We start from the raw sequence: 15053 nt of genomic DNA, 5'->3' as shown, positions 1-15053 counted from the left end.
ATACATCATCCTACATGGATGAAGATAAAAAGCAAATTATCAAAGAGTCCAATTATACCTATAGGGATGCTCTTGAAGTTTCAGCTTTTCTCATTGAAACAGGAAGGTTCGAAAGATTCTATAAAGAAATGCAGATTGCAGACCTTCAAAAAGAACTTGAAGAAATGGGTGATGAATAAGACTTCAAAACCTGCCCCCGTATATGGCTCTAAAAAAACTATTTTTGATTGTAAAAGGTAATAATAAAATTTATTATTACTTTTATATTTTTTACATAATAAAATTTTATATATAAAACATAATAAATATATGTATTATGTTATTAGAAAAGACAAACATCAGCGCAAGAGTGGACATCACACTCAAGAAAATTGTAGAAGATTCAGCATTCACCCACAAGGACGCATACGAACTTGGAGCAAAACTCATAGCTATGGGAAATGCAGAAGACACATTATTGCTGATAAATACCAACCCTGATTATGAAAAAATAATAAAACAGACAGAATACAGACTGATTGAAGCAAGAAAAGAAGAACTTGAAAGGGAACTGAAAGATTTATAGGGAGCCGTCACCATGGGCAGAGGAAACTCAGATATCATATACTTTTTGGAACAGCACGAACAGGAGATAATAAACTGCTGTCGAAAGGGAATGAGCAACAACGAAGTCAGGGAACTTCTAAAAACAAAATACGAAAGAGATGTTGCAGACAGCACCTACAGGAAATTCAAGGCAAAATTAAATCTGACAAAAAATGATTTTCTAGAAACAATGCTTGATGAAATAATAGCTATGAAGACATCCGGAGCAACAGATGCGAGTGTGAGAAGATGGCTTGCTGAAGAACATGAATTTGAAGTAAGCAGAGCATCATTTTCAAGGTTCAAAAAGAAATATCAATTAACAGATAAGGATAAAGATTCAAGAGCAAGAGACAAGCAGGCTCTAACAAATAGAGCTATTGCACAAAAGCAGATTACAGATAATAATGTTTATGAGGACAATATCGACATGGCCATTGATACTATACTTCAGCAGCAGGTCACAGACATCAAGACAGGACTTGAAAACTTGGATAAAATAACTAAAAATGCTGTTGGCATTGAAATTGACTTTGAAAAGCTGGAGCGTGAAGTAAGATATCATGCAAATGAAAAAAGCCTTGGAAGATATTTACTGGATTTGGAGGAATTAAAAATAAGATATTTGGAGTTATCAGTTAAAGCATTTGAAGCTAAAAATAAACTTTTCAAGGATGAAATGGACAGGCTGTTCAAAAACAGAGTTCTTGAACTTGAAGATAAAAGAATTGAAATGTCTCAAAAAGATATTATGAATGAAATAGAGGTTCTGGCAAAACAGATTGATGATAATAATGTATGATGAAAACGGGAAATTCTATTTGGACGGGAAAGACAAAGCTATTCTTCAGAAATGCGTATATGAAAATCCATACATACCATTTACTCCATTTCCAAAGCAGGCTGAGATGATACTGGCAACAGAAAAGGAAGTGTTAATCGGAGGTGCAGCAGGAGGAAGTAAATCAACAAGTCTCTTAATGAGGGCACTGTTTTACGTTGAAGATGATGTCAATGAATATCATGCGTTAATCTTGAGACGTACATTATCTGACCTGAAGCGTAAAGGAGCTTTGATTCATAAGGCCAGTCAATGGTTAAACAGAAAGGAAATTCAAAATAATCCAGCTATCCGGCCAAAGTGGGATGGAACCGAACACTCATGGACATTTCCCAATGGCAATTCACTAACTTTTGGATATTTAAGAAACATTAATGACCTTGATACTTATCAGGGTTCTGAATATCAGTTCATTGGCATTGACGAATTAACACAACTGGAAAGATTCAAATACATTTACATGCGCTCCAGAGTAAGGAAAACAAAAGACAACAAGCTTCCGACACAGCTGATGTGTTCAAGCAATCCTGGTAAACGTGGAAACAAATGGGTTCGTGAAAGATTCATCGAAAAGATAGATGAAGACATACAGGATAAGTCACAAATAAGGTTTATCAGCTCCAGCTATCTGGACAATATCTATCTGGACAGAAAGGACTATGAAGAATACTTGATGGGATTGGATAGAGTAACCCGTGAACAATTAATGAACGGTAACTGGTATGCAACTATCAAAGGCCAGCTTTTCGATGAGTCAGATTTCCACCTGATTTCCAATAGCGACTTTTTGAAAATACCAATCATAAGGATCATCAGGTACTGGGATCTTGCAGCAACTGAAGTCTTAAACGATGACAAATTGAAAGGCAGTGATCCGGATTATACAGCAGGAGTATTGTTGGCTAAAGATATTAACGGCAATATCTACATTGTGGACTCATACGAGTTTCAATTGGAATCAAGAAACCTGATAAATGAAATTATCAATACTGCAGCACGTGACAAATCAGACGTGCAGTACATAGAACTTGATGGTTCTACAGGAAAGAACTTCGGATTGTTAATCATTGATGAATTAAACAGAAGAGGATTCACAACAGGCACTGGAAACTCAAGAGAAAACAAAGTTGACAGAGCAAGAAGAGTTTCAGCAGATATTCAAAAGAATGGAATATATTTAGTTGGCAAGGATAGGACAGGGTTCACAAAAAAGTGGGCTATGGAATTTCTGGAAAAAATTACAGCATATCCCAATGAGGCCATTCACGATGACTGCGTTGTGGCATTCACTGGAGGATATGAAAAAATAGCTAATGAAAAACAGCCTAAAAGAGTGGATGTGGATAGGTGGTATTCTACATGATTTAACTTGTTTTTTAGGTTATATCTAAATGTAATTCAATTTTATAAAAGTTCAAAATTAGATTTTTATGAGGTATTGAAAAAATATAAAAAGAAAAGCATTCACAAGAGTGAATACTTTGATTAACATTTCAATTTTATTGTATTCTCTTGTATGGGTATGAATTTTTAATATATCTGTGATGATATTCTCCTTTGGATGAAGCGAGCATTAAACCATTGTATACATATTGTGGAACATGGTAATATTCGTAGATGTGTCCATAATGGAACTGAATTGTTAATGTTTCACTCATAGGATTATATCCTACAGACCTTAAGTTGCTTGAATTTACGGGTTTCATATCTCTTTCCATTTGAATCATCCTCTTCTATTATATCTCATTTCTAATAGTTTAATCATATTTTCTATTGCTTTTTCACTTGATTCAGTAATTTTTGTTGTATTGTTGGTATAATGATGTTCAATTTTATCAAGTTGTATTGCAATAACATGATCTAATATTTCGGCTGTTCCCATTTCATTTCCGGATTCTGATATTTTTATTACTAAACTTTTATCTAATTTCATGGATATCACTTTCTTCATTTTAATTTTATTTGGTAGCAAAAATTGATAATAATATTTTTTTTACTGTTGAATATTATCTAATTCATTGTGTTTTTGAGAATATTATAATTTTTCATGTCTTGTTCATGTCTTTTTAATTTGCTTTTGGTCTTGTTAAAATTGTTGTTTAATTTTTTCAGTCTTTATTATATCACCTTCATTTTCCTAATTCTAATTGAAACATATTCCATTAGTTCTTTTAGTTTTAAATGTCATATTTTTCAATTGAATTTATTTTTTTTATTTTGAAGCTCCAGTATATTGTTAACAATAAGTTCAATAAAAAAGTGTTATAAACGATGTATGTCTTCTAACACCTTACTAATGACTATTATAATGTTATAATACATCATATATAAATGTATTGTTAAAAATAAGAATGTATATTTCTTTATTTTAAAATTAAAGAGTATACCATTTAGTTTATGATGGTACACTAAATATGATGAAAAAACTGTATTGGTGTACTAATTGTTATAAAAAAGTATACCATTAACTAAAAAATAGTATACTATAATTAAAAGAATAGTATGTTGAAAAAACTAAAACTAAATCTACATGAAAAAATAGTGAATTTAATATTGAAATATGATTAAAATAGTTCTAATAAAACAACCATATAAAAAGAAAAAGTAAAAATAAGAATGGCAAAATGATAATAAATTGGAGCTATGCTTTTTCATTAAAAAAATAATTTTTAAATAAAACAGAAATTTCTTCTTCATTAAGAAAGCCATTGACCAATTTATTGAAATCTAAAGAATATTCATTTAAAATTATCTTCATGAAAAACAAATTAAATTCATAATTCTCCCCAAGTTTAAAAGTATCAATATAAACTTCCAAATCAGTTTTAGAAATGCCTATTTCTTCTTCAATTTTATTGACTTCTTCTGTTGGAGCATTATTTAGGAATATTAACAATTGTTGAAGTTTAGAATAGAACCTAATTGGCACAAAACTATCAAAATTATAACAGTAATATTGCACGGTATTAAATCCAATTTTAGAGAATTTTATTACTAGCTCATTAGGAATTTCATTAACTGAATCTTTATCATTAAGAACTTCTTTATTCTCCGAATAAAAATCGACAGCTTCTTTTAAATCTTTTTTAAAGCTATTGGCAACTTTTTTTAAATTTAAAATTAATTCTTTATCTTTTTCAATATCTAAATAATTAGTTAAATCTTCAGGTTTTAAAATACTGATAATTAATTCAGCTTCATCAGTATGGAATTCATTATAATCAAATACTAAATATTTGGATTCTAAACTGTTATCTTCTGAAAGTTGAATAGCTGAAAAAACTATTCCTTTATGTTGGTAGGGTCTTTCATAATAATAAGAAATAGAATCAAAGAAACCTTTTTCTAAATTATCTAAATTATTGGGGACTCGTTTAACTATAAAAACATTATCTAAATCAGTAGGTTTTTTATTTGAACATTTAACGGAACCTTTTTCAAGTAATTCTTTAGAATTAAAATATAAAGGATTTTTTAATGATATATAATCATTAGTTAGAACAGTATGTTGAAAATAATTAGTTACAACTCTATTGAAAAATGTTGCTTTGGTAAGTTTAGGTTCTTTAGCAGTTTTAGTTGAATTAACTAATTTAATATAATATTCTACTTGTTCCATTAATGAAGGTTTAAATTTAATTGTAAAAGATTCATTTTTTTCTTTATTCATTTTTTAACACTTCCTTTAACAAATCAGTAGGTTTAATTAACTTCCTGTTCTTAATTACAAACGTTTTCATTCCTTTAAGTTCATTTTCAGGATTATAAGAACCAGTTTCAATTAAATAATTTTTCATGGCTACTTTATCTTCATAAGGTTCAATAACTTCCATAGAACTAAAAACATAAACATAATTTAAACAAATTTTTTCTGGGTCTTCAGGATCTAAACCTTTTTCAAATATCCATTTGTCATAATTTTTAAGTTCATCAATTATGGAATCATATACCTTTTTATGAGTGGATAAATCTATAATGTATGATAAATTATCTGTAAAAGTTATGTCTTCAATATTTAAAGTATTTTCAGCTTCATTATAATCAAATAAATAAATAGCATGAGTGACTAAAGTTTTCTCAGGGTTATCAGATAAAGCTTCAAAATTATGAAAAACATAAATTCCTTTATGTCTATTTGGGTTTTTTTTATAACAGAACTTATTGAATTCAGGTTCAAAAGTATCAAGATTATTTGGAATTTTATTAACTAAATAAATGTCTTCAGGTTCTATTTTATGATTACTTAAAACACTTCCTAAAGGATTTTCTAAAGTTGCTTTAATAATTTCATCTTCATATAGTATAGAATAATTGACAAAATAAAAAGGTTCTTCTAATTCTAAATAATCATTAGTTAGTAATGCATTATTAAAAAAATTACTTAATAATCTTTCAACTAATTCTACAGTTGAGGTGCCTGTTAATTTTTTATAAATTTTAGTTTTATCAACTAATTCTTGTTCTATAGCTCCTATTCTTACTTTAGCCATTGTAACTGCCCCTATTAAAAATAAATTTAGCTTTCAATATTATTATTAATTATTAATTTATTATTTGTTTCTTTTTGCTGATTAAATTTATTAAATAGAATCTATACTTATGCATTATACTTTTAATATTATCTCTTCTTCTAACAGTATTTTAATAAATATTGATTTGCTATATCTAATAATATGGTAAAAATTATTTTTAAATTTTTTAGAAAAATAGGCGGGCATAGTTTTTTTTATCAATATGTCTAATAATATGCTAGAACAATATAGGCAATGGAATTAATTTATATTTCAATCTTGATTTCTTTTTGTGTTTCATCTGATAGTTGCAATTTCCATTTCATGTTAATGATATTTAAGAGATTCACCTTTTAATAACTTTTTTCTATTTTTCCATATTAGCTGGCGCTGTCTTTTTCTTAATTCCTTGTATTCATAATACATCTGTGAAGTAACGTATCCATGCAGTCTTCTGAATTCATCTATTCTGACAATCTCTGATTGAACAATAGCTGATTCGCCTTCATGCCAACAATACCATGGATGATGGCAAGGGATATCACATTCTGAAGCCAGTCCTGTCTTGCAGTTGTTGCAGTAGTCAACAAACCATATTTCTTCCTCTCTTTGAGTCTTTTCCTTCTTGGCTTCGATTATCTGCTGTCTTATAGATTTCATTTACATCACTTCAATAATTTTATAAAAACCATAAAAACTATTGAGAACTTTTTGAAAAGTTTTTTTAAAAAACTACTCACAGTTCTCAAATGATAAAACGGACAGTTTTTATGGCTTTTTCATTATACATATTTTTATAAAAACTATTTTTTTCAGGGGGTATGTGGGAGAACTTTTTGAAAGTTTCCTCCCGTCCATTCCTGAAAATCATGGTTTTTTTAATTTTCCGATAGTAAAAATCACCATCAAACTCAATGAATAATTCTTGAATTTGCCTAAAAACAATTTTGAACAATTTTTGCGAAAAAACTTTTTGAAAAGTTTTTATGAGTTTTCATGGTTTTTCCACTTTCAGGTTTTTTAGGTTTTTTGAGTTTTCACGGTTTTTTTGGTTTTCCCATCCATGGTGGTTTTTTAATCGTGCTGTCAAAGTTCATAATACTTAACCCCTCAATAAACTTATCTTCCTTCATAATGTCTAAAACCCATTCGCCAATCTCATAGCTAATGATTTCATATATTGAATCATCCATGTGTTTTAAATCATAGTTGATGGATGCAACTTCACTTTTTGCCAGGTCATATACATTGGATCTGCCGGATTGGGTAGTTACCTGAAGAAATCCATGGTCTGCCAGTTCGTATATGTATTTTCTGACTGATGCCTTACTCAATTCAAGATTCTGGAGTGAGAAGTATTCATTGGTTGTAATTCCCATATCCAATACTTCCCTGTCCTTATTGATTCTCCAATCATCGATATTGTTCCTGATGTCATTTAAAACCTCAACCGCTTTTGGAGCAAGGTTTGCAGATATGCTTTCCTTGTATGGTTTAAGCAAGCTCATGAACTGCTGCACATCAGCAATATTTGTCAAAATTACTTTCTTGCCGTCAATCTCATGGATTTCATGGTTATAGTAATTCAGCGCAGTTATTGTTTTCAGTATGCCGTTGAACTTGTCAAAATCCCTTTTATAGAAAGCGGAGTTCTTCAGAAAGTTGATGACAAAGTAAACATAAGGGTTTATGATTACAATGTCTTCAAAGACTTCCTTCAGATGCAATAGCATGTACGGCACCAGTTCAGCTTCCCTTTCATATTTCTTTAGAATCTTATAGCTTTTGCCGTGCTTGAATTCCAGAGCAGTGTTTCTGCGATTGAAGATATCCTTATTGTCCATTCTTGGAGTAATGAATATGCTTCTACTCATTTCCTGCTCATCGAAATTATGATTAGGCACTGTAGTATAAGTTAAGCAAGGCCGTCCTTCAAGTTTCAAGTCCTTGACTTCCCATCCGCCTTCACCGTCAGGTATGCTCAACGGTTTGTTCAGAAAGCCGTCTGACTGCAGTTCCTTCATGAGGTTTTTGGACTCTTCCATAAACTCATGGTCATTATTTCCACCCATGTCACCGTAATTGACAATCTTGCCGTCATAGAAATACCTGTCTGTTTTGGCACGGTTGAACAGGGCAGCTTCAGTGATTTTCTTTTCATTGACAATGAACCTTTTCGGAATCAGTCTTAATGCAGTTTCCTGAATGTGGGACTTTCCGCTGCTGGCCTCACCCAGACATATTACAGATACTGGATTTCCCAGAACAACCTGTCCTGCATATACGGTGAATGCATACAATATATTGTTCCTCTCACCTGCAGTAAGCCATTCAATGACACTGCCGATATAAACCAAAGGACAGTGCAGTGACTGAAGTTTAGTGATAGCTTCCTTTAATTTGGTAGCATCTCTTTCCTGTTCTGCCTGAAGTTTGTCAGCTATTTCCTGTTCAATGACTGAAAGTTCATTTTCATAGTTGAGCTGCAATAGCTGTTTGACTTCTGAAAACTGACGGTTGATTATCTTTGGCTCTGCTTTGCCTTTCGGATCCATAATCTCTTTGTAGTGCTTTGCGACATTACTTTGAGAAGATAATGTAGCTGGAGATTTATTTAGATACTCTCCAATCTTATTACCAAACTTGTTTTTAAATACATATGTAACCTTATCAGGATTTTTAGGATTGATAATGAGGGTTATTGTATCTTTTGTGGGTAATTCAGCTACATTACTCATTGTTATTTGCTCCGTCTAGACCTGGACATCACGTACGATGAAACTGTAGTATACGTAGGTTCCGGATTTCTCTTTGACCTGAATTGTCATTTCAGACAATCTGTTAACAAACTCACGGTATTCGGCAAGGTCAACATTGCGGACAACATTGGATTTGCCGACTGAACCAGCATTTTCAAGTTCAAGAATTGAAGTCAAAAAGTCAAAGAGCACGCTTCCTTTGCGGATGTTTTTGTGAAGGTCTCCATCATTTTTGAGATTAACATTTATTTCAACGTATAGCTGTTCGTCATCCTTGAAGATAAAGAGTTTGAATCTGTTTACAGTTTTTTCTTCACCGTCATAGTCGAAAGTGTAGGAGGTAACTGAAGACATTTGTGGTCTTCCTGTGATTAGGGTTCCATCTTCAAAGTCTTTAAGTTCTGCTTTTTCATATCCTTCAGGGATTTCTACAATTTCTTCATAATCCAATTGTGTGCTTGTAAATATGCTTTGTCTATCATTACTCATTTTAACATCTCCTAAATAATATTAAAGAGGATTTAGGAATCATCTTCTTTTAAAAATTTTGACTGGTTTTGTGTAACCATTTTTTCAGCTGTCATTTCTTCAGCACTTACTTCTCCAGCTCCTATAAGTTCTGCAATAGCTCTGTTGGTTGCACGGGTTTTTGCAGTAGACATGATTGTGTGATCGGAAACTTTGTCTTTTCCTTTTTCACTTCTGGAGCATAGTGCATCTGATTCGACACTTCTGCCATTTGGAAGAGTTGCACGAACACAGTAGTAGGCTTCACGCACCCTTCCCATTTTGGTTCGCTCAAGGTCACGGTCAACTATTTCAGTATCCACGTTAAATGCACGGGATAGCTTCTGCCATGCGGATTTCTTTTTGAAGTGTCTTTTCACGCTGACATAGTTACCGTTTTCATCTTTCTCCTTGACTATGATTTCCTGATAGTCTGTTTCGTTCAACAGTCCTTTACAGAGTTTTTGATATGCGTCCCACTGTTCAATAGCTGTATCGACATCTGGAACATTATCAACAACTTTCATTACCTCATTTTCCTGAGGATTTTCTATAAGTTCAGCTTTTACCATATTATCACCTTAAATATTATTGGAGGAGTTTAGACTCCTCCGGTACTTGTTGCAATTCCAATCCATCCGATTATTATAGCAAATGCAATGCTTCCAATAAAAACCAATTTTGGATTAATCTTCATCGGTTCCGGTTTCGGGTATAATCTTGCTGGTTTAGGCATATTGACCAAGTCTCCTGATGCAGATTTCAATAATTAAATTCAAGTTAATTATTTTAGTTCTTCCGCCTTTTTTACGGATCACTACTGTTTTATTGTCAGGGAATTTCAGTTCATCTGATTTCAATGCTACAGATTGAGGATTTTCATTTGCAGATATGAAAGCGATGAAATGTTTATCATCAAGGTTTCTTTGCATTTCAAGAATTGTCTCCTGCATATCAGTCATCTCCTTTGGTTTTCCTAAATCCAACAATGAAAGCTTCTCCCCTTATGAATTTGATTAGGCCAATGTCACCTGCAGCAGCATAATGAATCAAGCCCAACAGCTTTGAATGTATCATTGTCTGGTAGGCCTTTTTACCGCCATCCACAAGCACAATACCATCATCGTCAATGTAGAGGATTTCCTGTTCCATATCACCTTTGGCAACCTTAATCTCGCCCTTGTGGGTGAGGATGCCGTGGTAGTTGTCATCGAACTGATTGTGAGGGGCTATCTCAGCCACCTGTCTTTTGAATGGTGAATAGCTATTCATGCAATTCACCTGAATCCTTGATATAAATTAATACTGCCCATATGTCATCCCATACGTCTCTTGGGACTAAAACATGAGGCACTCCATTCACGTCTTGCTCTAACATATTAGTCTCCTTTAATATTTTTGATTTCATTTCAACCTCTAAGCTATTGATCCAGTTTCAGTATCTTGATTCTGTACATCTCAAAGAATTCCCTTTCATTTCTTATGTTTTCTGTTTCAGTTATCTCATCAATAGCTTCTTCAAGTGCCTGGAAGTTATTTGTAATAATTACTTCACCCATCCGGGGTTTTATTATACTGCACATTTTTTTCATCTCCTTTTTTCCCATTGTATTACTGGGGTGTGCAAATTCAACGGTCTAAAACTCATCAGGGCCAGAAGTTTTTGAAAAACAAAAATAGTATTGGAGTAAAATCAACTTTCCATTATTTTCCCAATATTTAGAATAAAATAAGTTTTGCTTTGTTTAAATGTGAAAATATTTATATATTCCTTAAAATAAACTAGATATTGGGTTAAGTTTTGAAAAGTATTAATTTTTAACATGTTTGTCGACTTGCTAATCATTTTTATTTTTCTCACACTGACCCTTTAGGATTATATCAAAAATAATATTATAGCTCGTTGTTCAAATAACATTATTTTTTTATAATCCTTTTCTCATGATCTTTTTTTCATTGCTTTTCTCGATATTTTACCTCCATATGCTGACTGTTTACGCATTATAGGGGAAAGTTGTACGGGAGTGAAAAATTGCTTTCACTTCGTAAAATTGTTCCCATCACATAATGGCAATTATACTTATGTAAAAATGAATATATAAACATTTTGTTTTGTATTTTAGTAAATATTGTTTAAAAAATAGTTTAATTCAATATTGATTTGTTTATCCATAAAAATAAAACACCGATGTTTTTACAATTGGTGTTTAACAAAAAAAGTAAAGAATAGTGAAATGTATAAATTTCACTTTTCAGTTAATAGATTATTTGCCTGCCTCAGGCATACGTGATATGATACTGGCCACATCACTTTCAAGTTTATGTATCCTGTTCTGATACACTTCATTTTCTTTTTCCAATTGCATAAACTCAGGAGATTTGATGGTTAACTTTTTAACATCAGTATTTATTGTAATGGCGGGCAAATGTTTAATGTATTCATATTTCAAGTCTTCAGGATTTGTCATAAAGTAAACTGAATCTGTTGAATTTTTGGCTTTTCCCTGCAGATCGTTAACCTTATCCAGACTCATGCCGTCATTATAAAGAGCACTTGCATGAAATTTCCTCATCATGTGACTTCTGAATCTTCCGTAGTTTCCAACTCTTCCAAGATTAAGGGTATCATTTATTTTCTGATAGTGATAAGTCAGACGCCTTTCACTTATTTTAAAAAGCGGACTTTCATCTGTTAATTCATCTTCCCTGGTTAAGAGATATGCATTGATAGCCCTAACCGCTTCAGGACTGCAATATGTAATGTAATATTTGTTTGTTTTTCTCCTTAACAACCTGAATGTAGGAATAATATCACCGGCATCACTTAGATAATCAATTATATCATAAATGTCTCTTTTCCTGCGAGGAAGATATTCTGAAAGAGCATCAATATAATCTTTAATGGTCAGACCTAATGTTTCAGCTTTGGCACATCCGCTGGATGCAGAAAACAGAATTATTGCTTTCATTAAAGGCGGTGCTATTTTAAATGCTTCTCTGATTATCTCTTTGTCAGGTAAATCCTTGAAATATATTGGTTGAGATTTTTTCACGGATTTTTGATTGATTCTAGGTAGTTTTCCCACTTCAATGTCATAGAATTTGTAGAAAAATTGGATGATGGTAATGTCTTTTTTTACAGTATTCCATGCGGAAGTTTCTAATAAATGATGTCTGTATTCAAGCAGTTTAGTTTTTAAACGGCTGTATTTCCATCTAACATTATTTCTTTCATCTTCCTCAGCTTCATCAAGAAGTTCCTGAAGGCTCATACCATAATATTCGCTGTATTTCCTTAATGCATTACTATAGTTACGCTGTGTTCTCTCAGCGTGGTTGCAGTTTATCGCTAAATTTTTTAGTAGCTCGTTGTTCATCATACTTATCACCTATGTTATTCACATATAAAAAAAGTTGAGTGAGAGCATTTGATAAGTAAAATTTTTCAAAATGTGATAAGTGGAACAACTATTTCATGAGTCATATTGATTCTCAACAAAGATTATTTTAATTCATTAACTTATACTACAATAATTTTTATATAATAAAATCAATATTTATATAAGTTTATAATTTTTATTTTTAAAAAAACATAAACTTATATGTTAATAATTTCATAAGTATAATTATGGTAAAGAGAGAGTTGTATTTGAATAGGATTTCTTCATTGATTGATAAGGATATCATTAAAATCATTGTTGGAGTAAGGCGATGCGGCAAGTCTTACATGTTTAATTTAATCATAGAAGAACTGCTTGAAAGAGGAATCAGTAAAGATAATATTCTTTTAATTAATTTTGAAAGTGCAAAATACAGGAATGTTTCAAATCCTCGTGAATTGGATCTGCTTGTAAGGGATTTGACAAAAGATATGGATGGTAAAATCTACATGTTTTTTGATGAGATTCAAAATGTTGACGAATGGGAAAAGTCAATCAACAGCTTTCGTGTAGATTATGACTGTGATATATACTTGACAGGTTCCAATTCAAAACTGTTGTCCGGAGAATTGGCCACTCATCTCGCTGGAAGATATATGGAAATCAAAATGTATCCGTTTTCATTTAAGGAATATCTCGACTATAAAAAAACGCCTCCAAATAAAAAAGCATTTACTGATTATTTGATTTATGGGGGATTTCCATTTCTGCTTTCTCTCGAATCTGAAATCGATAAAACGGAGTATTTAAATGATATTTTTAATTCAATATTTCTAAAAGACATTATTGAAAGATATAACATTCGAGATGCTGGATTGCTTACAAGAATAGTTGATTTTATCCTTGATAATACTGGAAAAATAGTTTCTTCAAAAAGCATTTCCGATTATCTGCGCACAAAAGAGAAGATTAAGGTTTCTCCAAAAACTATATACAATTACTTGGATTATCTTACAAATGCATGTCTCTTGTGTAAAGTGCAAAGGGAAGATTTGGAAGGCAAGAAAATACTGTCCATTAATGAAAAGTATTATTGTGTCGATCAGGGATTCAACCAGGTGCGCATAGGCAGAAATCAGGTTAATAACAGCAGAATCATGGAAAATATTGTCTATTTTGAACTTTTAAGAAGAGGATATGAAATAACTATCGGTTGTGTTGGAAATTATGAGATTGATTTTGTCTGCAAAAAAATGGGTGAAAGAATCTATGTTCAAGTAACAAGGGAACTGTCACACGAGGAGACAATTGAAAGGGAATTCAGACCCTTGCTTCTGGTTAAGGACAATTATCCGAAATATGTCATATCAACCGATGAATTTGACATGTCCCAAGATGGAATAAAACATATGAATATATTGGATTTCTTATTGGGTGATGAAATTTAGTGAATATTACGTACTATCAGTTGAGGGAATGATATGGAATAATTCTCATCAAAAACTTTTCAAAAGCAAGTTTCATTTGGTAAATGAATTGTTAATGTAAATTTTATATAACATTATTTTTAAATTAACTAAATGATGATTATTAGAGAATTCACCAAGGATGATTTGCCTGAAATGATTTCAATCTGGAATGAAATTGTCGATGGGGGCAATGCATTTCCACAAGAAGAAAAACTGACATTAAAGACAGGCTTGGATTTTTTCAACAGTCAAAGTCATGTTGGGGTTGCATTTGACGGTGAAATTCTCGGACTGTACATTCTCCATCCAAATAATGTGGGAAGATGCAGTCATATTGCCAATGCTAGCTATGCAGTGTCTTCAAAAGCAAGAGGAAAACACATTGGTCAATAACTGGTTTTGGATTCGATTGAAAAAGCAAAAGAACTTGATTTTCTAATTCTTCAGTTCAATGCTGTTGTTGAAGATAATTTATCTGCAAGACACTTATATGAAAAATTGGGATTCAAACAGCTTGGTGTCATTCCAAAGGGATTCAGGTTAGATAATGATGAATTTGTCAATATCTGTCCATATTATATTGAATTATAATGTCTTATTTTTTTAAACAAATTTAACTAAAAGTAGTAGATAATTCTTCTACTTTTAATTATTTTTTGTTCGTATAATAGGGAACAATTTTCACTAAAAGTAGTAGATAATTTAAAGTGCGTTATGCAAATTATTCCACAAAAATAGTTAAAATGAATCAGAAGTTGCATAATCCTGATTCTCCACTTTTAATTGGTGATGTTAAAGATGATGATGTTGTAAAGGAGATTTCTGAACCTAGTTATATGGATACTCAACAAAGGTTAATTTGATTTTCATCAATAAAACTATTGTTTTTACATTATAATATTGTTTTTATTCTGGAATATTGTTTTTGATTTGTTTTTGTCTTTCATTATTAATAACTGATTTTAAATAGTTTAAAATTCATAATTTGCATGTGAATATTG

General features: G+C 31.6%; 19 protein-coding genes. 6 read left to right on the top strand and 13 right to left on the bottom strand.

The window, feature by feature from the left end:
- Positions 1-316 precede the first annotated feature (316 nt).
- The 3 genes from ACJROP_RS08295 to ACJROP_RS08285 are packed head-to-tail and all read left to right on the top strand — an operon-like array spanning position 317 to position 2789.
- Positions 317-565: a hypothetical protein gene (locus ACJROP_RS08295; protein WP_406534999.1), complete on the top strand. Its 249-nt coding sequence runs from the start codon at positions 317-319 to the stop codon at positions 563-565.
- 12 nt (positions 566-577) lie between these two features.
- Positions 578-1387 carry a hypothetical protein gene (locus ACJROP_RS08290; RefSeq protein WP_406534998.1) on the top strand — a complete coding sequence of 270 codons (810 nt, stop codon included), beginning with the start codon at positions 578-580 and terminating at the stop codon, positions 1385-1387.
- Positions 1380-2789, top strand: a complete 1410-nt coding sequence (locus ACJROP_RS08285; protein WP_406534997.1) for a phage terminase large subunit — start codon at positions 1380-1382, stop codon at positions 2787-2789. The genes ACJROP_RS08290 and ACJROP_RS08285 overlap by 8 nt, the downstream gene beginning before the upstream one ends.
- 136 nt (positions 2790-2925) lie before the next feature.
- Here ACJROP_RS08285 and ACJROP_RS08280 read toward each other — a convergent pair whose 3' ends face one another.
- From ACJROP_RS08280 to ACJROP_RS08220, 13 genes are all read right to left on the bottom strand, one after another.
- Complete coding sequence (locus ACJROP_RS08280) at positions 2926-3144, bottom strand: KTSC domain-containing protein (RefSeq protein WP_406534996.1); 219 nt, start codon at positions 3142-3144, stop codon at positions 2926-2928.
- 5 nt (positions 3145-3149) lie between these two features.
- On the bottom strand, positions 3150-3359 hold the full coding sequence (locus ACJROP_RS08275; RefSeq protein ID WP_406534995.1) for a hypothetical protein: 210 nt from the start codon (positions 3357-3359) through the stop codon (positions 3150-3152).
- A gap of 708 nt (positions 3360-4067) precedes the next feature.
- Positions 4068-5096 (bottom strand): hypothetical protein, encoded by a 1029-nt coding sequence (locus tag ACJROP_RS08270; protein ID WP_406534994.1) that lies wholly within the window; start codon positions 5094-5096, stop codon positions 4068-4070.
- Positions 5089-5916, bottom strand: a complete 828-nt coding sequence (locus ACJROP_RS08265; protein WP_406534993.1) for a hypothetical protein — start codon at positions 5914-5916, stop codon at positions 5089-5091. Before ACJROP_RS08265 ends, ACJROP_RS08270 begins: the two co-directional genes overlap by 8 nt.
- Positions 5917-6264: 348 nt before the next feature.
- Positions 6265-6597: a hypothetical protein gene (locus ACJROP_RS08260; protein ID WP_406534992.1), complete on the bottom strand. Its 333-nt coding sequence runs from the start codon at positions 6595-6597 to the stop codon at positions 6265-6267.
- Between the two features lie 377 nt (positions 6598-6974).
- Positions 6975-8675, bottom strand: coding sequence for a hypothetical protein (locus ACJROP_RS08255; protein WP_406534991.1), 1701 nt, complete (start codon positions 8673-8675; stop codon positions 6975-6977).
- 15 nt (positions 8676-8690) lie between these two features.
- Positions 8691-9185, bottom strand: coding sequence for a hypothetical protein (locus ACJROP_RS08250; RefSeq protein WP_292888910.1), 495 nt, complete (start codon positions 9183-9185; stop codon positions 8691-8693).
- Between the two features lie 32 nt (positions 9186-9217).
- Complete coding sequence (locus tag ACJROP_RS08245) at positions 9218-9775, bottom strand: hypothetical protein (RefSeq protein WP_405267566.1); 558 nt, start codon at positions 9773-9775, stop codon at positions 9218-9220.
- A gap of 29 nt (positions 9776-9804) precedes the next feature.
- Positions 9805-9939, bottom strand: a complete 135-nt coding sequence (locus tag ACJROP_RS08240) for a hypothetical protein (protein ID WP_292888908.1) — start codon at positions 9937-9939, stop codon at positions 9805-9807.
- Entirely contained in the window at positions 9932-10156 is a 225-nt protein-coding gene (locus ACJROP_RS08235) for a hypothetical protein (RefSeq protein WP_405267568.1), read from the bottom strand. The genes ACJROP_RS08240 and ACJROP_RS08235 overlap by 8 nt, the downstream gene beginning before the upstream one ends.
- 1 nt (position 10157) lies before the next feature.
- Entirely contained in the window at positions 10158-10475 is a 318-nt protein-coding gene (locus ACJROP_RS08230) for a hypothetical protein (RefSeq protein ID WP_406534990.1), read from the bottom strand.
- Positions 10476-10624: 149 nt separating this feature from the next.
- Positions 10625-10762 carry a hypothetical protein gene (locus ACJROP_RS08225; RefSeq protein ID WP_296884158.1) on the bottom strand — a complete coding sequence of 46 codons (138 nt, stop codon included), beginning with the start codon at positions 10760-10762 and terminating at the stop codon, positions 10625-10627.
- Positions 10763-11467: 705 nt separating this feature from the next.
- Positions 11468-12583: a tyrosine-type recombinase/integrase gene (locus ACJROP_RS08220; RefSeq protein WP_406534989.1), complete on the bottom strand. Its 1116-nt coding sequence runs from the start codon at positions 12581-12583 to the stop codon at positions 11468-11470.
- A 248-nt stretch (positions 12584-12831) separates the two neighbouring features.
- Here ACJROP_RS08220 and ACJROP_RS08215 point away from each other — a divergent pair, with 248 nt between their 5' ends.
- The 3 genes from ACJROP_RS08215 to ACJROP_RS08205 all read left to right on the top strand — a co-directional run bounded on the left by ACJROP_RS08215 (position 12832) and on the right by ACJROP_RS08205 (position 14643).
- Positions 12832-14031, top strand: a complete 1200-nt coding sequence (locus tag ACJROP_RS08215) for an ATP-binding protein (RefSeq protein WP_406534988.1) — start codon at positions 12832-12834, stop codon at positions 14029-14031.
- 132 nt (positions 14032-14163) lie between these two features.
- Complete coding sequence (locus ACJROP_RS08210) at positions 14164-14445, top strand: GNAT family N-acetyltransferase (RefSeq protein WP_406534987.1); 282 nt, start codon at positions 14164-14166, stop codon at positions 14443-14445.
- 6 nt (positions 14446-14451) lie between these two features.
- Positions 14452-14643: a hypothetical protein gene (locus tag ACJROP_RS08205; protein ID WP_406534986.1), complete on the top strand. Its 192-nt coding sequence runs from the start codon at positions 14452-14454 to the stop codon at positions 14641-14643.
- Positions 14644-15053 lie beyond the last annotated feature (410 nt).

This window comes from Methanobrevibacter sp., from assembly GCF_045220775.1.
In the GTDB taxonomy this organism is placed as follows: Archaea; Methanobacteriota; Methanobacteria; order Methanobacteriales; family Methanobacteriaceae; genus Methanocatella.
The sequence above is the reverse complement of the archived record's forward strand: the minus strand, read 5'-3'. Positions and strand labels throughout refer to the sequence as shown.